Here is a 21,151-nt window from a genome sequence, read left to right on the forward strand (position 1 = left end):
TCGTTAGCTCAGTTGGTAGAGCAGTTGACTTTTAATCAATTGGTCGCAGGTTCGAATCCTGCACGACCCACCATCTTCCGTCAGACGCGCTGTGACCGCGCGGTTTTCAGAAGAATTCAGCATTGCTTCACAACCTAAGATGGGTCGTTAGCTCAGTTGGTAGAGCAGTTGACTTTTAATCAATTGGTCGCAGGTTCGAATCCTGCACGACCCACCATCTTATTTCAGCCTGATATGCTGAACGGTTGTAAGCCCCCAGCGGGTCGTTAGCTCAGTTGGTAGAGCAGTTGACTTTTAATCAATTGGTCGCAGGTTCGAATCCTGCACGACCCACCAATTAAGAAAGAAGCGCCCTTTGGGCGCTTTTTTCGTTTTCAGAGCACGCGGTTAAACGTGCAGGATGAGAACCTGCCGCAGGTCCGACTGAATCGCCAGGCGATTCAGGCTGATGCGTCAGCATCACCCGAAGGGCGAGGCCCAGGATGGGCCGGGGCAATCTTGCACGACCCACCAATTAAGAAAAAAGCGCCCTTTGGGCGCTTTTTTCGATTCTGCGGTACGGAAGCCAATAACCAGCGGTGAGATCGAGCCTGCGCAGGGAACGGGGTCAGATCGGAAAGGCGCTAATGCCAATCCCTGGCCGCTCGTCCCGCGCCGTCCCTGGCGCGGGACGCTTTCCTCTTCTGACCCCGTTCCCTGCGCGTTGAGCTTACCCGCTGCGGTTAGAATTGCTCTGATTGGGCTTTGTCATCAGTCTGGTAGCTTACTCCCGCCAGCGGTGAGAGCGAGCCTACGCAAGGGAAGGGGGTCAGATCGGAAAGGCGCTAATGCCAATCCCTGGCCGCTCGGCCCGCGCCGTCTCTGGCGCGGGACGCTTTCCTCTTCTGACCCCGTTCCCTGCGCGTTGAGCTTCTGCGTTGCCGTTAGATTTCAACTGCATACACGCCGTCACGGCTTTTTCTTTGTCTTCGCCACCGCGAGGCTCTCCCAGATATGCATCACCGCATAGCTGCGCCAGGGACGCCAGGATTGCGACCGCGCCTCCGCTTCTCTCGACGTCATGCCGCCGAGATTATTACGGATAGCGATGTCCTCTTTGGGAAAGGCATCCGGCCAGCGCAGAGCACGCATTGCGATATAATGCGCGGTCCAGGGACCAATGCCCGGCAGGCTGACCAGTTTTTTGATCACCTCGTCTGGTGGCTGAGCGGCGCTGAGGCGCAGATCTCCGCTGGCACAGGCTCTGGCAAAGGAGATAATGGCGCGGGAGCGCGCGGCGCTGACAATCCCTAACGGCGCAACCTCGTCTACCGTCAGCCCGGCGATGCGTTCAGGCAGCGCGGTGTAACGGGTCAGATCGGCGAACGGCGTCTCACAAGGCTCGCCAAAGGCGGCGGCAAAACGACTGCTGACCGTGGTCGCGGCTTTCACCGTCACCTGCTGGCCGATAATAGCGCGCACCCCCAGCTCAAAAGCGTCAAACGCGCCAGGTACGCGCAGGCCAGGGTGAGAAAGCAGGCTGGGGGCCAGCAGCGCGTCCTGTGACAGACAGGCGGCGATACGCTGCGGCTGCGCGTCGAGATCAAACAGATCGCGCAGGCGGCGTAGCAGCAGCGGCAGCACCGGCGTCAGCGAGGTGGAAAAGGTCACCTGCAAGGCACTCTTCTGCGGTAAATCACAAACGCTGACCCAGCCGCGACAGCGGCCCAGCGCCACGGTGCGCCGCCAGCTGCCATCCTCCACCGCCTCAACTTCCTTCATCAGGTGCGTCTGTAAAAACCAGAGCATGGCGTCCCAGTCATAGGGCGGCCGATAGGCGAGCCGCAGCGTAAGGCTGTCGCCCGGCTGCTGGCGCGTTGCGCCACCTTCCCGGCGTAGCGCACTCGGCGTCATGCGATAGCGCGTCTGAAACACATCATTAAAGCGGCGCAGGCTGCTGAAGCCACTGGCGTAGGCGACCTCCGTCACCGGCAGTTGCGTCTCGGTCAGCAGCTGCTTGGCCAGCAGCATACGCCGCGTCTGCTTCAGCTCAAGCGGTGAAACGCCCAGCTCCTGCTGCACGATGCGGCGCAGCTGACGCAGGCTGAGGCCGAACTCAGCGGCGATCGCCTCCAGCCCTTCGCGCTGCTCCAGCATCCCCTCTTCGATGCGCTGAATCAGCCGGTCCGCCACGCGGTGCGGCTGGTCAACCGGGGCGTTGCCCGGTGCCAGTTCGGGCCGGCAGCGCAGGCAGGGGCGGAAGCGGGCTTTCTCCGCCGCTTCGGCGCTGCTGAAAAACAGACAGTTCTTCTGCATCGGCGCTTTAACCGGGCAGATGGGACGACAGTAGATGCCGGTTGAGGTGACGCCGACAAAGAATACGCCGTCGAAGCGGGTATCACGTGACGTCAGCGCCTGATAGGCGATTTCGGGATCGAGCATGGTATTTCTCCGGCAAATAGGCGCAGCCTACACCGGCAATCTCCGGCTGACTGGCTGTTTTCGGACAGCACAACAGTTTTAGCTACCTGACCGAAAACAGCCAGTCAGGGGAATAAAAAGTGGGATAATAGGCGAACGAACAGTGAGGGGAGAGTCACCATGTATTACTTCAAACCGATAGTCACCCCGGTGGGCGAGCTGAAACTGGTTGCCAGCGATCGCGGCCTGGCGGGCATTTTATGGGAAAACGACGATCCGAAGCGCACCCGCTTTCTGCCACAAACGCGCGATGACGATCATCCGATTCTGAACGAAACCGAGCGGCAGCTGCGGGAATATTTCGCCGGTGCGCGTCGCTGTTTTGAGCTGCCGCTCGATTTTGTCGGCACTGAATTCCAGAAAAAAGTGTGGCAGGCGCTGGTGGCGATCCCGTTTGGCGAAACGCGCAGCTACAGTCAGATCGCGCGGGAGATCGGTCATCCGCTGGCGGTACGCGCGGTCGGGGCCGCCAATGGCCGCAATCCACTCTCGATTGTCGCGCCCTGTCACCGGGTGATTGGGTCCAACGGCAAGCTCACCGGCTTTGCTGGCGGACTGGATATTAAAGCCTTTCTGCTGGCGCTGGAGGCGCCACAGGCCGTGCTGGCGCTGGCGGATGCCGCCGCTGCGCATGAAAGAGCGGCAGAGTAAATATCCCACGACAGCGGCTGGCTTTTCCGTTATCGTGTTTAGCATATAAAACACGATGGCGGATTGAACGCCATAAGTCGCCTCATAAGGCGATTTTCGTTAATTACATAAAACGAGAGCTGTGTCATGAGTGTGATGTTTGACCCTGAGAGCGCTGTTTACCCGTTTCCGCCGAAACCCGCCCGTCTGAATGACGATGAGAAAACTTATTACCGCGAGAAGATTAAGACGCTGCTGAAAGCGCGCAATGCGGTGATGGTGGCGCACTACTACACCGACCCGGAAATTCAGGCGCTGGCTGAAGAGACTGGTGGATGTGTCTCGGACTCGCTGGAGATGGCGCGTTTTGGCAGCTCTCACCCGGCCACCACGCTGCTGGTGGCGGGCGTACGCTTTATGGGTGAAACCGCCAAAATCCTCAGCCCGGAGAAAACCGTGCTGATGCCCACCTTGCAGGCGGAGTGTTCGCTGGATCTCGGCTGTCCGATTGAGGAGTTCAACGCTTTCTGCGATGCTCATCCTGATCGCACAGTGGTGGTCTACGCCAATACCTCGGCGGCGGTGAAAGCGCGGGCGGACTGGGTGGTGACCTCCAGCATTGCGGTCGAGCTGATTGAGCACCTCGACAGCCTGGGCGAAAAGATCATCTGGGCACCGGATCGTCATCTTGGCCGCTACGTGACACAGAAATCGGGGGCGGATGTGCTGTGCTGGCAGGGCGCCTGTATTGTGCATGACGAGTTCAAAACCCAGGCGTTGCAGCGCATGAAAGCGCTCTATCCCGACGCGGCGGTGCTGGTGCATCCTGAGTCGCCGCAGGCGATTGTCGATCTGGCGGATGCGGTCGGCTCCACCAGCCAGCTGATCCAGGCCGCCCGCTCGCTGCCGCATCCGCAGATGATTGTCGCCACCGATCGCGGCATCTTTTACAAAATGCAGCAGGCGGTGCCCGACAAAGAGCTGCTGGAAGCGCCCACCGCCGGTGAGGGGGCCACCTGTCGCAGCTGCGCCCACTGTCCGTGGATGGCGATGAATGGCCTTAAGGCGATTGCCGAGGCGCTGGAGTCGGGCGGGGCGGATCATGAAATCGGGGTTGAGGAAACGCTGCGTGAGGCGGCGTTACGGCCACTGAACCGCATGCTATCCTTTGCAGCAGAACTTAAACTCAACGTGAAGGGAAACGCCTGAGCGTTTTCCTGACAGGTGCCCGGCATGGACTTCTTCAGCACACACAATATTCTGGTTCACATTCCGCTGGGGGCCGGTGGCTACGATCTCTCATGGATTGAGGCTATCGGCACGCTGGCTGGCTTACTCTGCATCTGGTTTGCCAGCCTGGAAAAGATCATCAACTATCCCTTTGGCCTGATTAACGTCACGCTGTTCGCGGTGATCTTCTTCCAGATTCAGCTCTACGCCAGCCTGCTGCTACAGCTGTTCTTCTTTGCGGCCAATATCTATGGCTGGTACGCCTGGAGCCGGCAGACCTCCGATCATCAGGCGGCGCTGAAGATTCGCTGGCTGCCGCTGCCAAAAGCGCTGGCGTGGGGAGCGGGCTGCATTCTGGCGATTGCGCTGATGACCCTCTATATCGATCCGGTCTTTGCGCTGTTAACCCGGGCGGCGGTAACGCTGATGAACGGGCTGGGGCTGTCAGTGGCGATGCCCGTGTTACAGCCGGATGCGTTCCCGTTCTGGGACTCCTGCATGATGGTGCTGTCGATTGCGGCGATGATTCTGATGACGCGCAAATATGTGGAGAACTGGCTGCTGTGGGTGATCATCAATGTGATTAGCGTGATGATCTTTGCGCGCCAGGGCGTCTACGCGATGTCGCTGGAATATGCCATTCTGACGCTGATCGCGCTGAATGGCTCCAGGATGTGGATCCGCAGCGCGCGGCAACAGGGTTCCCGCGCGCTGTCGGCTCAGTGAGTGTGCTCTTTGGCGTGTTCGTGATCATGGGAGTGATCGTGGCCGTGTGAAGCGGCGTGCTGGTGGCCGTGATGACCGGCAGCTACGCCGCTGAAGCTGAGTTCACATTCCGCCCCGCGGCAGGGCTGATACTCCATCTGCACGGTGGCATGGGCGATCTGATAGTGCTGACGCAGGTAGTCGTGAATACGGTGCAGCAGCGCGTCATGATCGTAGGGCGGGATCACCTGCACATGCAGCGTCAGCAGCGGTTTTTCACCCACCTGCCACAGATGAACATGATGCACATTGCGCACTTCGGCGATGTTCAGGGTTAAATCCCGCACCACCCGGTTCACATCCAGCGAACGCGGTGCCCCCTCCAGTAACTCCAGCAGACTCTCACGCAGCAGCGCCCAGGCGCTGCGCAATACCAGCAGCGAGACCAGCAGCGACAGAATCGGATCGATAGGGGTCCAGCCGGTCAGCAGAATAATGACAGCCGCCACGATAGCGCCGACCGAGCCGAGCAGATCGCCCATTACATGCAGCGCCGCCGCCCGCACGTTGAGATTCTTCTCTCCGCTGCCGTGATGCAGCATCCAGAACGACAGCAGGTTCGCCAGCAGGCCCGCGATGGCGATCCCCAGCATCAGCCCACCAGTGACCGGCTGCGGATCGGCGAAGCGGCGCACCGCCTCCCAGACGATCAGCGCCGTTATCGCCAGCAGCGCGATGGCGTTGACAAAGGCGGCGAGGGTCGTCAGCCGCAGCAGGCCAAAGGTGTGGCGCGCGTTGGGTTTACGGCGCGCGAACTGCACCGCCAGCAACGCCATCAGCAGCGCCGCCGCGTCGGTCAGCATATGTCCGGCATCCGCCAGCAGCGCCAGGGAACCTGAGAGCCAGCCGCCAATGACTTCGGCAACCATAAAAACGGCGGTCACCCCGAAGGCGGCCGCCAGGCGCGTGCGATTACTATCCTGCCCGCTATGAGTGTGGGTATGTGCCATAAGATTCCAGTTTTTTCAGTAGCCTGTTCGCTAATGTTATCAGTAATTGCCAGGCTTCAGAGGTGTCCTGATGCTGTCTGGCCTGTTCCGCCAGCTGCTGACTGAGCTGTGCGCCTTGCTCCAGCCCCACCAGCAGCCAGCTGCCTTTCATCCGGTGTGCCGCTTCGGCAAACTGCGCCCAGGCTTCGGACTCCCGCGCCTCCTTCATCATCGCCAGATCCTGAGAGACGGTGTTACAAAGCGTCTGGCTCAACCGGCTGAGAAATTTGTCATTCTGCTGCGCCAGTTGCCACAGATTGTCATCCAGCCCCGCCAGCGGATCATCCTGCCACTCTGCCAGCAGCGCGCTGAGATCGGCCAGCTGCACCGGTTTAATCAGTACACGCTCCCGTGCCGCCATCGGTCGCGACAGCAGCTGGGCATCGGCGGAGCAGAGCACCCGCATCGCCTGACGGCCGCGCTGACGGTCACGCCGGCGCAGTAGTCGCAGCAGCAGCGTGCCGTCGGGCCGCGGCATCATCTGGTCGATAAACAGCAGATCGTAAGGCTGCTGCGCATCGGCCTGCAATAAAGCACGCCCCTGTTCAAAAATATCCGCCTGAATCGCAAAACGCGCCAGCTGCTGCTGCATCACCAGCAGGTTAGTCGGGTGATCGTCCACAATCGCTACCCGCAACTGCGGGAAGGTGGGCAGCTGGCTTTCGTCTGCGCCGCTGAGTGGATCGCCGATCTGCAACGGCAGCGTGACCGTCACCTGGGTGCCGTGGCCGGGCTGCGAGGTCAGCCGGATGTCGCCTCCCATGCGCAGCACCATTTCGCGGCAGATAAACAGCCCAAGGCCGCTGCCCTGCACCGAAACGGACTTGCCGGAGGGAGCCTGATACCAGGGATCAAACAGCTTCTGCTGCTCCTCTGGCGGAATTCCGCTGCCGCTGTCGCTCACCGTCAGGATCAGCTGCGGCGGCTGCGCCGCCAGACTCAGGTGAATTTCGCCCTGGCGGGTGAATTTCAGTGCATTGGTCATCAGATTGTTGACCACCTGTTGCAGGCGATCGGCGTCGATCACAATCACTTCCGGCAGCGGCGTCAGCGCTTCAACGACGAGCCGTGGCCCCTCCGCGCGCATTAAGGGGTGGTAAAAGTGCTGCTGCTGATCGAGCCACTGCCGCAGCGCCAGCGGGCGGGGTGCCAGGGTAAAGCTGTTGCTCTCAATGCGCGCATGGTCCTGCAAATCGTTCAGCAGGGTCAGCAAAGATTGCGCGCTGCTGTGCAGCAGCGTCAGGTTCTGACTGCTGTGCTGCTGTTTCTCCAGCTCCAGCAGGCCGAGGATCGCCTGCATCGGGGTGCGCAGCTCATGGCTGACGGTCGCCAGAAACTGGCTCTTCATCGCATTGGCGTGCTCCGCCTGCTCACGCTGCTGACGCTCGCGGCGCTGCTGCCAGTAGCGCCGCGCCAGCAGTAACAGCAGCAGCGCAATCGCTGCGCCCGCCAGCAGCAGCACCATCATCGGCAGCGACCGCATCACCATCACGCTGCCGGGCTGCGGCGGGGTCGACCAGCTGTCGCGCATCTGGCTCTGGGTTTCAGCCGGGATCTGCTGTAACGCCCGATCGAGCAGGGCGCGTAACAGCGGCTGGTCAGGCGTCACCCCCAGCGCGATCGGCCAGGCGATGTCGCTGGCGGCAAAGGCGAGGTGAATACGCGCATCGTCACGGCTGGCAATCCGCCAGCGTGCTGACAATACGTTATCGACCAGCGCATCGATCTGCCCGCTGGCCAGCGCGTCATAGAGCGCATTGCGATCGACAAATAGCTGCGGGTGCAGATCGTCTGGCAGCAGACGCAGCGCCAGATCGTCCTGCAACACGCCGACCCGTTTGCCGCGCAGATCGCGCCACTGCGTCAGGGTCTCATCGCGGACGCTGTAAACGCCCCACAAGGCGCGCCAAACTGGCAGTGAGGTACTCTGCATCGCATCGCCGTTGAGCGGCTGCATCAGTTGCAGCATCGCCTGCTGCTGAGCGACCCGCGTGCTGGCCTGACCGGGATTATTCACCCAGACTGGTTCAAATTGCAGCCCGGTACTCTGCGCGATCACCTTCAGCAGCTCCACGCCATAACCGCGCGGCGTGCCGTTGCTGTCGCGGTAACTCCACGGATAGTTGTCGGGTTCGGCGGTGTAGCGCAGACGCGGATGGGCAGCAATCCAGGCGCGTTCCGCCGGGCTGAGCATCAGGGTCTGGGTGTCCTGATAGCGCGGCAGCGTACTGCTCCAGCGCGCCTGGAGGCTGTTCATCAGCTCCGCCGGCAGCTGGCGCAGACTTTGATTAATCCAGCTAATCAGCTCGGGGTCGCGCGCCACCGCCCGCAGGTTGAGCTGTCCGGCATCAATCGGCGAGGCGATCTGATAAATCTGCCCCTGCTGCAACTGGCTGAGCAGAAACCCGGCGCTGGTCTCATCCGCCACCACATAATCGTTCTGCTGATTCAGCAGGGTATAGAGCGCCTGGAGATCGCTGCTGTAGTGCCGCCAGCGATGGCGGGCGGCCAGGGCGGGCGGCAGCTGCGCCAGGGTGGTGTCACTGATGGCCAGCTGCGCATTCTGGCTGTTAAACATTACGGCGCGCTGGTTCTGCTGATTGCGGTAGATGCGCAGCGGGCTGCTGTACCAGGTGTCACTGCTGAGTGTGCCGTCCGGCAGTGGTGCAGCCAGCATACCGAGCGCAAAATCGATCTGGCCGCTGTTCAGCGCCAGCATCAGTTGCGACGAATCGGTATAGAGGCTAAGAGTGAACTGGGCACCGGTCAGCTGACGCAGCGCCGAAAGATAGTCGGCATTGATGCCGTAAAGATCGTTGCCGATACGCATCGCCCAGGGCGCATGGTTCTCCTCCAGCAGCCCGACACGCAACATGCGGCCCTGCATGGCTTCGGCATGGGTGACCGGCAGCATCATCGGCAGATTGACGCTGCTCACCGGGCGGACTTCCGCCAGAACCGAGCCGCACAACAGCAACAGCAGGAGTAGCGCGTATCTCACGACTGCGCTTTCCACAGATCGGCCAGTTCCACCACCGAACGCGCGCCGGTTTTTTCCAGGATGTTCTTTTTATGGGTGCTGACCGTTTTGTTGCTGATATGCAGCTGGGCGGCGATTTGCAGATTGGATAAGCCGCTGGCCAGCAGGGCGAGGATCTGGCGCTCTTTCTGAGTCAGCGGCAACTCCGGTTCATCTTCCATCAGCGGAAAGGCGGTCTGTCCGCCCAGCACCGCCAGAATCGCGCTGAGCAGCTGGGCCATGCGCTGGCTCTTCACCACGTAACCGGCGGCCCCCAGCGCCTGCGCCCGACGCAGATAGTGCCGGGTCTGCTGGGCGGAGTAGATCAGTACCGGGCAGTCGGGCAGATGGATCTTCAGACGGCGCAGAATTTCCAGACCATCGCCGTCGGGCAGCCCAATATCCAGCACGATAATATCCAGCGGCTGCTGAAGGAAAGGGCGGGCCGCCTGTTCACTGCTGGCAGATTTGAGCTGAACCGGAATCGGGGATTGACTGAGCGCAGCTTCAAGCGCCACTTCAACCAGCGGATGATCATCAATCAGAAGCAATACAGCCATGAAGGGTTCCCTGTCATTTTCACAGGTTCAGCATAGCGGAAGAGTGGGGCAGAGGGGAGAAAAACCCAGGAGAGCGGCTGCTCTCCTGGTGAATCGGAATTACTGCGTGGTGCCGTCGGTTTTGGTGTTCACGTCACCGCCACCCACTTTGGTCTCAACTTTGCGGTTGATGTTGGGACATTTGCCATCTTTACACTGGCTGTTCTGGTCGATTTCGTTAGCAGACATATTACCGCTGCTGGTGGTGCTGCCCGCCGTCGCCGGATTAGTATTAGTGCCGGTGTTATTAATTTTGCTGTTATCGACCTTATTGGGGGCGAGATTCTCTTTCGCGCCACCGGCTACCGCACCCGCGTCAGCCGCCTGGTTAGAAGTGCCGTTGTTGGCCAGTACCGCGCCACTGCTCAGTGTCATTGCTGCTGTTAAAAAGAGTAAGGCGAACTTTTTCATCATTATGCTCCCATTAATCAATGAAGGTGCTTTGAGCCCAGAGGTGCTATTTTGGGTAAAAAAGTCCCGGACGAAATAAAATTCGCCGGTTGGCTTAAACTGGGTGATTTAATCGTGTAAGCGGGATGTTCTTCAGTGCTTACCTTTAAAAAGTCTAGTCGCTAACCTGATTAATGCAAATATCACCCGCACATTTACCGCGCGGCGGGAATTTACACCCCAGGCGCTTCGGGCTACATTGGGCAGGTTGTGCCTGGCGGGCGCCGGGCCAGAAATAATATGGAATCAGTATGAATTACCAGAATGATGACTTACGCATCAAAGAGATTAAAGAGCTGCTGCCGCCAGTCGCACTGCTCGAAAAATTCCCGGCCACCGAGCGCGCAGCCCGGACGGTGTCACAGGCGCGTCAGGCGATTCACCACATTTTGCAGGGTCAGGACGATCGTCTGCTGGTGGTGATTGGCCCCTGCTCTATCCATGATACCGAGGCGGCGAAAGAGTACGCCAGCCGCCTGCTGGCGCTGCGTGATGAGCTGAAAGGCGAGCTGGAAGTGGTGATGCGGGTCTATTTTGAAAAACCACGCACCACGGTCGGCTGGAAAGGGCTGATCAACGACCCCTATATGGATGGCAGCTATCAGCTGAATGACGGTCTGCGCCTGGCGCGCAAACTGCTGCTGGAGATCAACGACAGCGGCTTACCGGCGGCGGGCGAGTTTCTGGATATGATCACCCCACAATATGTGGCTGATCTGATGAGCTGGGGCGCGATCGGCGCACGCACCACCGAATCGCAGGTACACCGTGAGCTGGCGTCCGGGCTCTCCTGTCCGGTCGGTTTTAAAAACGGCACCGATGGCACGATTAAAGTCGCTATCGACGCGATCAACGCCGCCGGTTCACCGCACTGCTTCCTGTCGGTCACCAAATATGGTCACTCGGCGATTGTGGAAACCAGCGGCAACGGCGACTGCCATATCATTCTGCGTGGCGGCAAAGAGCCAAACTACAGCGCGCAGCATGTGGCTGAGGTGAAAGCGGGTCTGGCTAAAGCGGGCCTGCCACAGCAGGTGATGATCGACTTCAGCCACGCCAACAGCAGCAAGCAGTTCCAGCGGCAGATGGATGTCGCAAATGATGTCGCACAGCAGCTGATCAACGGCGAGCAGGCGATTGTCGGCGTGATGATTGAAAGCCATCTGGTGGAAGGCAATCAGAGCCTGGAGAGCGGTGAGCCGCTGGTCTATGGCAAAAGCGTTACCGATGCCTGTATCGGCTGGGAAGATACTGACAAGGTACTGCGTCAGCTGGCGGCAGCGGTTAAACAGCGCCGCGGCTGAGTGCGCAGCGCATAAAAAAGGCCAGACTTGCGTCTGGCCTTTTTGTCTTTCAGCGCGGAATTACTTCGCTTTACCCTGGTTCGCTACGGCTGCGGCTTTCGCGGCAATCTCATCCTGGTCGCCCAGGTAGTAGCGTTTCAGCGGTTTGAAGTTTTCATCGAACTCATAAACCAGCGGAACGCCGGTTGGGATGTTCAGTTCGAGGATCTCATCTTCGCTCAGGTTATCCAGATATTTCACCAGCGCACGCAGTGAGTTGCCGTGGGCGGCAATGATCACTTTCTCACCGCTTTTGATGCGCGGCAGAATGGTGTCGTTCCAGTAAGGGATCACGCGGTCAATGGTCAGCGCCAGGCTTTCAGTGGTAGGCAGCTGATCCTGGGTCAGTGAAGCGTAACGCGGGTCGTGGCCAGGGAAACGTTCATCCGAACGATCCAGCTCAGGTGGGGTTACGGCAAAGCCGCGACGCCACTGCTTAACCTGCTCATCACCATATTTGGCAGCGGTTTCCGCTTTATCCAGCCCCTGCAACGCACCGTAGTGACGCTCGTTCAGACGCCAGGTTTTCTCAACCGGCAGCCAGGCCTGATCCAGCTCATCCAGCACACTCCACAGCGTGTGAATCGCACGCTTCAGTACTGAGGTGTAAGCGAAATCAAAAACAAAGCCCTCTTTCTTCAGCAGCTGACCCGCTGATTTGGCTTCGCCACGACCTTTTTCAGAAAGGTCAACATCATACCAACCGGTAAAGCGGTTTTCGTTGTTCCACTGGCTTTCGCCGTGTCGCACCAGAACCAGCTTAGTTACAGCCATAGCTTAACTCCTTAATACTGTGATGTTTCTGTGAGAATGGAAACCTGCTGCTGCCCGCCTGAGAGGCGAGCCCGTTGCGCCATACCATAGCGGAAAAGCGGGCAGCGCGTAAGCCTGTGTGTGACGCACTGCGCGTTTTTCAGCCGGCGGCTCAGCGTGGCGTAAAGCGATAGCGCGTCACCGATTCCCAGCAATCTCCCGGCTGTAGCCAGCAATCGGGCTGCGGCCACTCAGCGTGATTAGGCGAATCTGGTAAAAATTCACTCTCCAGCGCAATGCCCTGAAAAGCAGTATAGCTCGCCTGCTCACGGGCACGGGTGCCCGCCAGATAGTTCGCGGAATAGAACTGCAACGCCGGTGCCGAGGTGGTCACACTGAGTTGCAGCCTGCCATCTTCCGACCAGAGTTCCGCCGCAGGCTGGGTGTCGTCACCGGCGCTGTTGAGCAGAAACGCATGGTCATAGCCCTTCACCGCCCGCTGGTCGTCGTCTGCCAGGAAATCCTGCGCCACGACTTTGCCCTGACGGAAATCAAAACTGGTCCCGGCGACGGCTTTCAGCGGCGCGTTCGGAATGCCCTCGCTGTCGACCGGCAGATAATGGTCGGCGTGCAGTTGTAAGCGATGCTGGCGGGCGTCGCCATGATGCGCATCAAGGTTAAAGTAGGCGTGGTTGGTCAGGCCGACCGGGCAGGGCTGATCGCAGCGCACCTCATAGCGGATGCTCAGGCAGTTCTGGTCATCCAGCTGATAATGCAGATCGGCAATCAGATTACCGGGATAGCCCTGATCGCCATCCGGTGAATCGAGCCGGTAGTGCACCTCACTCTCCGACTGGCTGACAATCTGCCAGCGGCGTTTATCAAAACCTTCCGGCCCGCCATGCAGCTGATGTGCACCCTGATTCGCCACCAGCTGACGATTCAGCTTGTTGAGTTTCGCTCCGGCGATGCGGTTGGCGTAGCGGCCAACCGTGGCACCGAGATAGGCATCCTGATGCAGATAGTCAGAGGGCGTGGCGCAGCCGAGCAGCGCTTCGCGCACCGTGCCATCCTGCATCGGCACGCGGGCGGAGAGCCAGGTCGCGCCCCAGTCCATAAAGGTCGCCAGCATGCCGTTGGCATTGCGCAGCACCGTGATGCGCCACGGCTGGCCGTCAGGCGCATGGGAGTTGACGTCGTTTAGCATTGGCCGGCTCCTTCAGACGCTTTGCAGACGTAGAAGGTCTCTTTGATGCCGGTCTGCGCTTCATACTGCTCCGCGACAGCGGCTTTCACCTGATCGACCAGATCGAGCGGCATCAGCGCGACGATACAGCCGCCAAAGCCGCCGCCGGTCATGCGTACACCGCCGCGCTCGCCGATTTGCGCTTTCACGATCTCAACCAGCGTGTCGATGGGCGGCACGGTGATCTCAAAGTCGTCACGCATCGAGGCGTGCGACTCCGCCATCAGCTGACCCATGCGGCTCAGATCGCCGCGGCTCAGCGCATCGGCCGCTTCCAGCGTGCGGGCGTTCTCGGTCAGGACGTGACGCACCCGTTTTGCCACCTGCGGGTCCAGCTGCGCCTGCGCCGCGTCAAACTCAGCCAGTTCCACATCACGCAGCGCTTTTTTGTTAAAGAAACGCGCGCCCGCTTCACACTGTTCGCGGCGGGTGTTGTATTCACTGCCGACCAGGTTGCGGCGGAAGTTAGAGTTGATGATCACCACCGCGACATCTTCCGGCATCGACACCGGGCGCGTCCCCAGGGTGCGGCAGTCGAGCAGCATGGCGTGATCTTTCTGGCCCAGCGCGGAGATCAGCTGATCCATAATGCCGCAGTTACAGCCGACGAACTGGTTCTCTGCTTCCTGACCATTGACCGCAATCGCTGCGCCATCCAGCGGCAGATCATAGAGCTGCTGCACCACGGTGCCGACCGCCACTTCCAGCGAGGCCGATGAGCTGAGGCCCGCGCCCTGCGGCACGTTGCCGCTGATCACCATATCGATGCCGCCGAAATCAGCGTGGCGCTGTTGCAGATGTTTCACCACGCCGCGCACATAGTTGGCCCACATCGGTTCCTGCACGCTGACAATCTCTTCATCCAGCGAGAAGGTATCCTGCGCGTTGTCATAATCGACCGCGACCACCCGCACCTGACGGTCGTCACGGCGGGCACAGGCGATCACCGTCTGGTAGTCGATGGCACAGGGCAGCACAAAACCGTCGTTATAGTCGGTGTGCTCGCCAATCAGATTGACGCGGCCCGGTGCCTGAATGGTATGGGTGGCGGCGTAACCAAAGGTTTCAGAGAAAATCTGCTGCGTGATGGTTTTTAAGCTCATTGTTGTGCCTCACGGAAGTGAACGTCGCTGACAGAACGCAGACGTTCCGCCGCCTGTTCCGCCGTTAAATCGCGTTGGGTTTCGGCCAGCATTTCATAGCCAACCATAAATTTACGCACCGTTGCGGAACGCAGCAGCGGCGGATAGAAGTGGGCGTGCAGCTGCCAGTGGTCATTAGCTTCACCGTTAAACGGTGCGCCGTGCCAGCCCATTGAGTAAGGGAAAGAGCACTGGAACAGGTTGTCGTAACGACTGGTCAGCAGTTTCAGCGCTTTCGCCAGATCGCTGCGCTGCGCCTCATTGAGATCGGTCAGCCGTCTGACGTGCGCTTTTGGCAGCAGCAAGGTCTCAAAGGGCCAGGCAGCCCACCACGGCACCACCGCCAGCCAGTGATCGGTTTCCACCACGCTACGGCTGCCATCCTGCTGCTCACGGGCCAGGTAATCCACCAGCATCGGTGAGCCATGTCTGGCGAAATAGTTGCGCTGGTGGTCATCTTCGCGCTGCGCTTCATTCGGCAGGAAGCTGTTGGCCCAGACCTGACCATGCGGATGCGGGTTGGAGCAGCCCATCGCCGCGCCTTTGTTCTCAAATACCTGCACCCAGGGATAGTGCTGACCGAGATCGGCGGTCTGCTGCTGCCAGGTGCGCACGACTTCTTCGAGAGCGCTCAGCGACATCTCCGGCAGGGTCTTGCTGTGGTCGGGTGAAAAGCAGATCACCCGACTGGTGCCGCGCGCGCTTTCACAGCGCATCAGCAGATCGTCACTCTCTGGCGCGTCAGGCGTATCGGTCATCAGCGCGGCAAAGTCGTTGGTAAAGACGTAGGTGCCGCGGTAGTCAGGATTCTTATCGCCGGTAATGCGGGTATTTCCGGCGCAGAGGAAGCAGTCCGGGTCGTGCGACGGTAAGGTGTTGACCGCCGGGGTCTCCTGCGCGCCCTGCCACGGGCGTTTAGCCCGGTGAGGTGAAACTAAAATCCATTGATCAATCAGTGGATTGTAACGGCGATGCGGATGATCGACCGGGTTAAATTTTTCCATGTTGAATCCTGGTAAGCGTCAAAAGCCAAAAGGCATCGATAAAAAGTAGCACATCAGCGCGGCCGAAAGCGTGATCAAGTCTGGATAAATGGTATCGTTTACACAAGCTGAATATTCTTATTCAGTGGCGTTAAGCACGCAAGGGAGCAAAGAAACAGGGTGCGTAATGGTAGCGGTTACACATGAGGTGATAAAACGCCGCGGCAGCGGCGTCGGGGAGGATTAGCGGAGCTGCTCCTGCTGATAGCGATAGCCGCCATCCTGAGCGATAAAGCTAAGGCGATGGGTGATGCAGGCGGGCGCATCCTCAGCGTGATGGGAAACAAACAGCAGCTGAGTGCGTCCTTCGCCGATCAGCACATCGACAAAGCGGCGTACCAGCTGACGGTTAATCGGGTCCAGCCCCTGCAAAGGCTCATCCAGAATCAGCAGCGTAGGGTGCTTAACCAGCGCCCTGGCGATCAACACCAGCCGCTGCTGTCCCCAGGAGAGACTGTGGAAGGGCGCGTCAGCCAGCGCATTGTCCATGCCGAGCAGCGCCAGCCACTGCCGGGCCAGCGCTTTCTGCCGGTCAGAGGCGGCCTGATACAGGCCGATGGAGTCGAAAAAGCCCGACAGGATCACCGTGCGGACGTTGGTGCTGACGCGGTAATCGAGATGCAGGCTGCTGCTGACATAGCCAATATGCTGCTTAATATCCCAGATGGTTTCACCACTGCCGCGCCGACGGCCAAACAGGGTTAAATCGTTGCTGTAGCCCTGCGGATGATCGCCGGTCACCAGGCTGAGCAGGGTCGATTTACCCGCCCCGTTCGGACCGATGATCTGCCAGTGCTCGCCAGCGTTCACCTGCCAGTTCAGTCCCTGAATCACGGGGCGATCGTGATACGAGACGGTGCCGTTGCGCAGGATAACGCGCGGCGCGTCATCCGCCAGCGACGGCAGCTGATCCGGCGCGTCTGCCTCGGGCAGCGCCATGCCAGCCAGCTGTTCACTGTGTGCCAGCTGTGCCACCAGCGCCTCCGCCAGAATGGTCTGACGCGGCCCGCTGTGGGTGAGGGTGCACTCCGCCAGCACGCCAACCTGCTGAATGAAATCGGGAATATCGTCAAAGCGATTAAGCACCAGCACCAGGGTAAAGTCAGGCTGTTGCAGGCTGCGCAGCGTCTCTGTCAGGCTGGCGCGCGACGCCACATCCAGCCCGTCAAACGGCTCATCCAGAATCAGCAGATCCGGCTGGCTCATCAGCGCCTGACAGAGCAGGGTTTTGCGGGTTTCGCCGGTTGAGAGATATTTGAAGCGGCGCGACAGCAGGGCTTCAATACCAAACTGCTGTGCCAGCCGGTCGCAGCGCTCAGGCTGCTGTACCTCGGCCTGGATCACCTCTGCCACCGTCAGCCCGGTATCCTCTTCACCTTCGCTCAGCATATCGGTGTTGTTACGCTGCCACTCCTCGGCCACCAGCGCCTGCAACTGCTCCAGCGACAGCCGGACAGGTCGGCTGAAATCGCTGCTGACCCTGCCTGACAGCGGCGCAAGTTCACCGGAGAGCACCCGCGCCAGCGACGATTTCCCGCTGCCGTTGGCACCAACAAAGGCCCAGCTCTCGCCGGATTGCAGCTCAGCCTGATTCAGGGTCAGTATCCGGGTATCGCTAAGACGAAACGTGCCTTGCGAAATGTGCAATGAAGCCATGATCTGTTCCATTTTCTGCATCGTGTCCCTGAGTTGTAACCATTGGCCGCGGTGAAGTCAAATCAGCCGCGCGGGTTACAGCAGGGTGGCGACGATGGCGTGTTCCGCATTGAAACTGGCGATGACGCGATCGCCCGGTTGCAGATTCAGCTGCTGTGCCCGTTCGTTGCTCAGGGTGGCGCACAGGGTTTCGCCACTGCTCAGCTGCATCAGCACTTCACTGGCCTGCTCGCCGGGCTCAATGGCGCTGACCGTCGCGGTCAGCTGATTATCCTGCTCCGCCGCCTGGCGACTGATGCTGATCCAGGGCGCTTTGATCAGCACCAGCACCTCTTTGCCCGCCGCCAGGTGCAGACGATCGGCACTGCGCTCGGTCAGCGCCACCTGGAGGCGGGTGACGCCATCGGCCAGTAAAATGGTCAGATGCTGCACCACCTGCCGCGCATCGTTGCTGACCACGCTGCCAAACAGCTGATTGCGCGCGCTGGTCTGCAACGAAAAGCGGGCGATGGCCGCCAGCATACTGTCGAGCGGCAGGGTATCCTGTTGCAGCGCATTAAAGGCTTTCTGCTGGATCTGCTCCATCAGCTGAAACAGCTGAATCAGGCGTTCACCGTAGCGGGTCAGCGTCGCGCCGCCGCCGCCTTTGCCGCCGGTTGCCCGCTCGACCAGGGTTTCATCCGCCAGCTGGTTCATCTCATTAATCGCATCCCAGGCGCTTTTATAACTGATGCCCGCCAGCTTTGCCCCCTGACTGATCGACCCGGTCTGCTGCACCCGTTTCAGCAGCTCAATGCGACGCGGATCGGCAAACAGTTTCTGTTGCAGACGGATATGAAGGGATAGTTCGGCTTGCATGACAGCTCCGGCAAAGGGTTGAGGCGTAACTGGCCGATAATAGCGGCGTTGGGTGACCAGAGTAAAAGCACGAAAAGGGCTGCGCAAATTTTTCCTGACCCGTTACAATCACTTTTTTGTTCGCTGAGTGAGACTCTCCATGCTGGAATTACTTAAAAGCCTCGCCATCGCCGTGCTGATGATCCCGGTGGTCATGGCGCTGATACTCGGAATGATTTATGGCCTCGGTGAAGTGTTTAACATCTTCTCTAAACTGGGTCATCGCGACAAATCCACCGCCCGCACGCACAATTAATAACTGTCACGCCCGCCTTCTGCGCGGGCGTGGTGGTTTTTATCCTGCCGTAATCTGACTCACCTCAATCTTCCCGCAATCCTGCCGATAATTTCCTGACAGCCTCCAGAACAGCGTTGTATTATCCGTTACACAACGACTAACCGGAGAAGATTATGTCACTGAATTACACTCGCTGGGGCGCGGCGGCGCTGGTCACCGTCTCGCTGGCCGGACAGGCGATGGCCGCCGATAACATTACGGTGTTTGCCGCCGCCTCGCTGACCAACGCCATGCAGGATATTGCCAGCCGTTATCAGCAGGAAAAAGGGGTTAAGGTGGTCTCTTCGTTCGCCTCCTCTTCAACCCTGGCGCGCCAGATCGAGCAGGGCGCGCCTGCCGACCTGTTTATCTCTGCCGATCAGCAGTGGATGGATGACGCGGTGGCGAAAAAGAGCGTCATTGAGCCTAGCCGTTATACCCTGCTGGGTAACGATCTGGTGCTGATTGCCCCGCGCAGTGCCGCCACCCACGCGGTGACGCTGGATCAGCAGACCGACTGGAAAACCCTGCTGCGCGGTGAACGTCTGGCGGTGGGCGATCCCGATCACGTTCCGGCGGGCATCTACGCGAAAGAGGCGCTGCAAAAGCTGGGGGCCTGGCAGAGCGTGGCGCCTGTGCTGGCGCGCGCCAATAATGTGCGGGCCGCGCTGGCGCTAGTTGAGCGTAACGAAACGCCTTATGGCATTGTTTATGGCTCGGATGCCGTGGCCAGTGACAAGGTGCAGGTGGTGGGACGTTTTCCGGCAACCAGTCACAAACCGGTGGAATATCCGATGGCGATGGTTAAAGATCGCGACAGTGCTGCCGTTAAGGCTTTTTATCAGTACCTCAAAGGACCGCAGGCCGCGGCGATATTTACACATTACGGATTCACACCCACGAAATGATACTTAGCGATCCCGAATGGCAGGCGGTACTGCTTAGCCTGAAAGTCTCTGGCATAGCCGTGCTGGGCAGTCTGCCGTTTGGCATCCTGATGGCGTGGATTCTGGTGCGCTGCCATTTTCCCGGCAAAGCGCTGCTCGACAGCCTGATCCACCTGCCGCTGGTGCTGCCGCCGGTGGTGGTCGGCTATCTGCTGCTGCTTGGCCTGGGGCGGCGCGGCGTGATCGGTGAAAAACTCTATGACTGGTTCGGCTTCAGCTTTGCCTTTAGCTGGCGCGGCGCGGCGCTGGCGTCGGCGGTGGTCGCCTTTCCGCTGATGGTTCGCGCCATCCGGCTGGCGCTGGAGGCGGTGGATAGCCGGCTGGAGCAGGCGGCGCGCACCCTGGGGGCCGGACGCTGGCGGGTCTTTTTCACCATCACCCTGCCGCTGACCCTGCCCGGCGTGATTGTCGGCACGGTGCTGGCCTTTGCCCGTTCGCTGGGCGAGTTCGGCGCCACCATTACCTTTGTTTCCAATATTCCCGGCGAGACGCGCACCCTTCCGCTGGCGATGTATACCCTGATTGAGACCCCCGGCGCGGAAGGGGCGGCGGCACGACTCTGCGTGATCGCTATCGTGCTGGCGCTGGCGTCGCTGCTGGTGTCTGAATGGCTGGCCCGTTCAGGCCGTAAGCGGATGGGAAACTGATGTTATCACTCAACTTTATGCAGCAGCTGGGTGACCACCAGCTGGAGATTGACCTGCAAATTCCCGCCAAAGGGATCACCGCGATTTTCGGCGTCTCCGGGGCGGGGAAAACCTCACTGATCAACGCCATCAGCGGGCTGACCCAGCCGCAGCAGGGGCGCATCCAGCTGCATGACCGCCTGCTGTTTGATGCGGAGCAGAAGATTGCACTGCCGCCCGAAAAGCGCCGTATCGGCTATGTGTTTCAGGATGCGCGGCTGTTCCCGCACTACCGGGTACGCGGCAACCTGCAATATGGCATGGCACCTAAGATGAAAGCGCAGTTTGATACCCTGGTTTCGCTGCTGGGTCTGGAGGCGCTGCTGCCGCGTTTTCCGCTGTCGCTGTCGGGCGGTGAAAAGCAGCGGGTGGCGATTGGCCGGGCACTGCTGACCGCACCCGATATGCTGCTGCTGGATGAGCCGCTGGCGTCGCTGGATCTGCCGCGCAAACGTGAGCTGATGCCTTATCTGCAAAAGCTGGCGAAGCAGGTCGATATTCCGATGCTCTACGTCTCCCATAGCCTGGAGGAGATCCTGCAACTGGCTGATAACGTGCTGGTGCTGGACGCGGGTAAAGTGAAAGCCTTTGGCCCGCTGGAGCGGGTCTGGAGCAGCAGCGCCATGCGGCCCTGGCTGCCGATGAGCGAGCTGACCAGCGTGCTGCGGGTGCAGGTGCTGGAGCAGCATCCCGACTATCCAATGACCGCGCTGTCGCTGGGCGATCAACATATCTGGGTCAGCCGGGTTAATCAGCCGCTAAAGACGCCGCTGCGCATCCGCATCGCCTCGGCCGACGTCTCGCTGGCGCTGCAACCGCCGCACAACAGCTCGATCCGCAACATTTTACCGGCGCAGGTGGTGGAGCTGGTGGAGGTCGGGGATCAGGTAGAGGTGAAGCTGCGCATCGGCATCAGCGAACTCTGGGCGCGCATCACGCCCTGGGCGCGGGATGAGCTGGGCATCCGGCCGGATCAGTGGCTCTATGCCCAGATCAAAAGCGTCTCAGTGACGCCCTGA

General features: G+C 60.0%; 19 protein-coding genes, 2 tRNA genes and 1 other RNA gene. 11 read left to right on the forward strand and 11 right to left on the reverse strand.

The features are described 5' to 3' along the window. Positions 1-141: 141 nt before the first annotated feature. The 3 genes from ACCW71_RS00005 to ACCW71_RS00015 all read left to right on the forward strand — a co-directional run bounded on the left by ACCW71_RS00005 (position 142) and on the right by ACCW71_RS00015 (position 513). Positions 142-217: transfer RNA gene (locus ACCW71_RS00005), tRNA-Lys, on the forward strand. Positions 218-260: 43 nt separating this feature from the next. After that, positions 261-336, forward strand: a tRNA-Lys gene (locus ACCW71_RS00010). Positions 337-379: 43 nt separating this feature from the next. Continuing rightward, positions 380-513, forward strand: a non-coding RNA gene (locus ACCW71_RS00015) — RtT sRNA. Between the two features lie 435 nt (positions 514-948). Here ACCW71_RS00015 and ACCW71_RS00020 read toward each other — a convergent pair. Next, on the reverse strand, positions 949-2,421 hold the full coding sequence (locus tag ACCW71_RS00020) for an AlkA N-terminal domain-containing protein (RefSeq protein ID WP_436368754.1): 1,473 nt from the start codon (positions 2,419-2,421) through the stop codon (positions 949-951). A 159-nt stretch (positions 2,422-2,580) separates the two neighbouring features. Between ACCW71_RS00020 and ACCW71_RS00025 the strand changes: the two genes are divergently transcribed. The 3 genes from ACCW71_RS00025 (at position 2,581) to pnuC (ending at position 5,046) form a co-directional block, all read left to right on the forward strand. After that, a complete protein-coding gene (locus ACCW71_RS00025; protein WP_436368755.1) occupies positions 2,581-3,111 on the forward strand; it encodes a methylated-DNA--[protein]-cysteine S-methyltransferase in 531 nt (176 codons plus the stop codon). Positions 3,112-3,237: 126 nt separating this feature from the next. Next, positions 3,238-4,299: a quinolinate synthase NadA gene (gene nadA, locus ACCW71_RS00030; protein WP_436368756.1), complete on the forward strand. Its 1,062-nt coding sequence runs from the start codon at positions 3,238-3,240 to the stop codon at positions 4,297-4,299. A 24-nt stretch (positions 4,300-4,323) separates the two neighbouring features. Further along, the gene (gene pnuC / locus ACCW71_RS00035) at positions 4,324-5,046 is read left to right on the forward strand and encodes a nicotinamide riboside transporter PnuC (RefSeq protein ID WP_436368757.1); all 723 of its coding nucleotides are present in this window, start codon (positions 4,324-4,326) and stop codon (positions 5,044-5,046) included. Here the strand turns inward: pnuC and zitB are convergent. From zitB to ACCW71_RS00055, 4 genes are all read right to left on the reverse strand, one after another. Further along, on the reverse strand, positions 5,040-6,035 hold the full coding sequence (gene zitB / locus ACCW71_RS00040; RefSeq protein ID WP_436368758.1) for a CDF family zinc transporter ZitB: 996 nt from the start codon (positions 6,033-6,035) through the stop codon (positions 5,040-5,042). The two genes, pnuC and zitB, sit on opposite strands and share 7 nt — an antisense overlap. Further along, complete coding sequence (locus ACCW71_RS00045) at positions 6,013-9,090, reverse strand: ATP-binding protein (protein ID WP_436368759.1); 3,078 nt, start codon at positions 9,088-9,090, stop codon at positions 6,013-6,015. The genes zitB and ACCW71_RS00045 overlap by 23 nt, the downstream gene beginning before the upstream one ends. Further along, the gene (locus ACCW71_RS00050; RefSeq protein WP_436368761.1) at positions 9,072-9,653 is read right to left on the reverse strand and encodes a response regulator; all 582 of its coding nucleotides are present in this window, start codon (positions 9,651-9,653) and stop codon (positions 9,072-9,074) included. The genes ACCW71_RS00045 and ACCW71_RS00050 overlap by 19 nt, the downstream gene beginning before the upstream one ends. Before the next feature lie 99 nt (positions 9,654-9,752). Then, positions 9,753-10,106 carry a YbgS-like family protein gene (locus tag ACCW71_RS00055; protein ID WP_436368763.1) on the reverse strand — a complete coding sequence of 118 codons (354 nt, stop codon included), beginning with the start codon at positions 10,104-10,106 and terminating at the stop codon, positions 9,753-9,755. A 287-nt stretch (positions 10,107-10,393) separates the two neighbouring features. Here ACCW71_RS00055 and aroG point away from each other — a divergent pair, with 287 nt between their 5' ends. After that, on the forward strand, positions 10,394-11,446 hold the full coding sequence (gene aroG / locus ACCW71_RS00060; protein WP_436368764.1) for a 3-deoxy-7-phosphoheptulonate synthase AroG: 1,053 nt from the start codon (positions 10,394-10,396) through the stop codon (positions 11,444-11,446). 60 nt (positions 11,447-11,506) lie between these two features. Here the strand turns inward: aroG and gpmA are convergent, their stop codons facing one another. The 6 genes from gpmA to modE form a co-directional block, all read right to left on the reverse strand. After that, a complete protein-coding gene (gene gpmA, locus ACCW71_RS00065; RefSeq protein ID WP_436368765.1) occupies positions 11,507-12,259 on the reverse strand; it encodes a 2,3-diphosphoglycerate-dependent phosphoglycerate mutase in 753 nt (250 codons plus the stop codon). A 151-nt stretch (positions 12,260-12,410) separates the two neighbouring features. Next, positions 12,411-13,445 carry a galactose-1-epimerase gene (galM, locus tag ACCW71_RS00070; protein ID WP_436368766.1) on the reverse strand — a complete coding sequence of 345 codons (1,035 nt, stop codon included), beginning with the start codon at positions 13,443-13,445 and terminating at the stop codon, positions 12,411-12,413. Then, a complete protein-coding gene (gene galK, locus ACCW71_RS00075; protein WP_436368767.1) occupies positions 13,439-14,587 on the reverse strand; it encodes a galactokinase in 1,149 nt (382 codons plus the stop codon). The genes galM and galK overlap by 7 nt, the downstream gene beginning before the upstream one ends. Further along, positions 14,584-15,630, reverse strand: coding sequence for a galactose-1-phosphate uridylyltransferase (galT, locus tag ACCW71_RS00080; RefSeq protein WP_436368769.1), 1,047 nt, complete (start codon positions 15,628-15,630; stop codon positions 14,584-14,586). The genes galK and galT overlap by 4 nt, the downstream gene beginning before the upstream one ends. Positions 15,631-15,852: 222 nt before the next feature. Beyond that, the gene (gene modF, locus ACCW71_RS00085) at positions 15,853-17,325 is read right to left on the reverse strand and encodes a molybdate ABC transporter ATP-binding protein ModF (RefSeq protein ID WP_436368770.1); all 1,473 of its coding nucleotides are present in this window, start codon (positions 17,323-17,325) and stop codon (positions 15,853-15,855) included. A 75-nt stretch (positions 17,326-17,400) separates the two neighbouring features. Further along, the gene (modE, locus tag ACCW71_RS00090; protein ID WP_436368771.1) at positions 17,401-18,183 is read right to left on the reverse strand and encodes a molybdenum-dependent transcriptional regulator; all 783 of its coding nucleotides are present in this window, start codon (positions 18,181-18,183) and stop codon (positions 17,401-17,403) included. A 139-nt stretch (positions 18,184-18,322) separates the two neighbouring features. Here modE and ACCW71_RS00095 point away from each other — a divergent pair, with 139 nt between their 5' ends. The 4 genes from ACCW71_RS00095 to modC all read left to right on the forward strand — a co-directional run bounded on the left by ACCW71_RS00095 (position 18,323) and on the right by modC (position 21,151). Beyond that, positions 18,323-18,478, forward strand: coding sequence for an AcrZ family multidrug efflux pump-associated protein (locus ACCW71_RS00095; RefSeq protein WP_436368773.1), 156 nt, complete (start codon positions 18,323-18,325; stop codon positions 18,476-18,478). 155 nt (positions 18,479-18,633) lie between these two features. Continuing rightward, on the forward strand, positions 18,634-19,407 hold the full coding sequence (modA, locus tag ACCW71_RS00100) for a molybdate ABC transporter substrate-binding protein (protein WP_436368775.1): 774 nt from the start codon (positions 18,634-18,636) through the stop codon (positions 19,405-19,407). Beyond that, positions 19,404-20,093, forward strand: coding sequence for a molybdate ABC transporter permease subunit (gene modB, locus ACCW71_RS00105; RefSeq protein WP_436368776.1), 690 nt, complete (start codon positions 19,404-19,406; stop codon positions 20,091-20,093). Before modA ends, modB begins: the two co-directional genes overlap by 4 nt. Further along, complete coding sequence (gene modC / locus ACCW71_RS00110) at positions 20,093-21,151, forward strand: molybdenum ABC transporter ATP-binding protein ModC (protein ID WP_436368777.1); 1,059 nt, start codon at positions 20,093-20,095, stop codon at positions 21,149-21,151. The genes modB and modC overlap by 1 nt, the downstream gene beginning before the upstream one ends.

Origin of the sequence: Pantoea sp. C2G6 (assembly GCF_051336815.1) — a bacterium.
In the GTDB taxonomy this organism is placed as follows: Bacteria; Pseudomonadota; Gammaproteobacteria; order Enterobacterales; family Enterobacteriaceae; genus Pantoea.

Excerpts from the sequence above, each read along its gene's own strand:
- galM (WP_436368766.1), bottom strand. The coding sequence starts at position 13,445 with ATGCTAAACGACGTCAACTCCCATGCGCCTGACGGCCAGCCGTGGCGC.
- modA (WP_436368775.1), top strand. The coding sequence starts at position 18,634 with ATGTCACTGAATTACACTCGCTGGGGCGCGGCGGCGCTGGTCACCGTC.
- modF (WP_436368770.1), bottom strand. The coding sequence starts at position 17,325 with ATGGCTTCATTGCACATTTCGCAAGGCACGTTTCGTCTTAGCGATACC.
- ACCW71_RS00020 (WP_436368754.1), bottom strand. The coding sequence starts at position 2,421 with ATGCTCGATCCCGAAATCGCCTATCAGGCGCTGACGTCACGTGATACC.
- nadA (WP_436368756.1), top strand. The coding sequence starts at position 3,238 with ATGAGTGTGATGTTTGACCCTGAGAGCGCTGTTTACCCGTTTCCGCCG.
- modC (WP_436368777.1), top strand. The coding sequence starts at position 20,093 with ATGTTATCACTCAACTTTATGCAGCAGCTGGGTGACCACCAGCTGGAG.
- zitB (WP_436368758.1), bottom strand. The coding sequence starts at position 6,035 with ATGGCACATACCCACACTCATAGCGGGCAGGATAGTAATCGCACGCGC.
- pnuC (WP_436368757.1), top strand. The coding sequence starts at position 4,324 with ATGGACTTCTTCAGCACACACAATATTCTGGTTCACATTCCGCTGGGG.
- modE (WP_436368771.1), bottom strand. The coding sequence starts at position 18,183 with ATGCAAGCCGAACTATCCCTTCATATCCGTCTGCAACAGAAACTGTTT.
- ACCW71_RS00095 (WP_436368773.1), top strand. The coding sequence starts at position 18,323 with ATGCTGGAATTACTTAAAAGCCTCGCCATCGCCGTGCTGATGATCCCG.
- ACCW71_RS00025 (WP_436368755.1), top strand. The coding sequence starts at position 2,581 with ATGTATTACTTCAAACCGATAGTCACCCCGGTGGGCGAGCTGAAACTG.
- aroG (WP_436368764.1), top strand. The coding sequence starts at position 10,394 with ATGAATTACCAGAATGATGACTTACGCATCAAAGAGATTAAAGAGCTG.
- modB (WP_436368776.1), top strand. The coding sequence starts at position 19,404 with ATGATACTTAGCGATCCCGAATGGCAGGCGGTACTGCTTAGCCTGAAA.
- galK (WP_436368767.1), bottom strand. The coding sequence starts at position 14,587 with ATGAGCTTAAAAACCATCACGCAGCAGATTTTCTCTGAAACCTTTGGT.
- ACCW71_RS00055 (WP_436368763.1), bottom strand. The coding sequence starts at position 10,106 with ATGATGAAAAAGTTCGCCTTACTCTTTTTAACAGCAGCAATGACACTG.
- ACCW71_RS00050 (WP_436368761.1), bottom strand. The coding sequence starts at position 9,653 with ATGGCTGTATTGCTTCTGATTGATGATCATCCGCTGGTTGAAGTGGCG.
- galT (WP_436368769.1), bottom strand. The coding sequence starts at position 15,630 with ATGGAAAAATTTAACCCGGTCGATCATCCGCATCGCCGTTACAATCCA.
- gpmA (WP_436368765.1), bottom strand. The coding sequence starts at position 12,259 with ATGGCTGTAACTAAGCTGGTTCTGGTGCGACACGGCGAAAGCCAGTGG.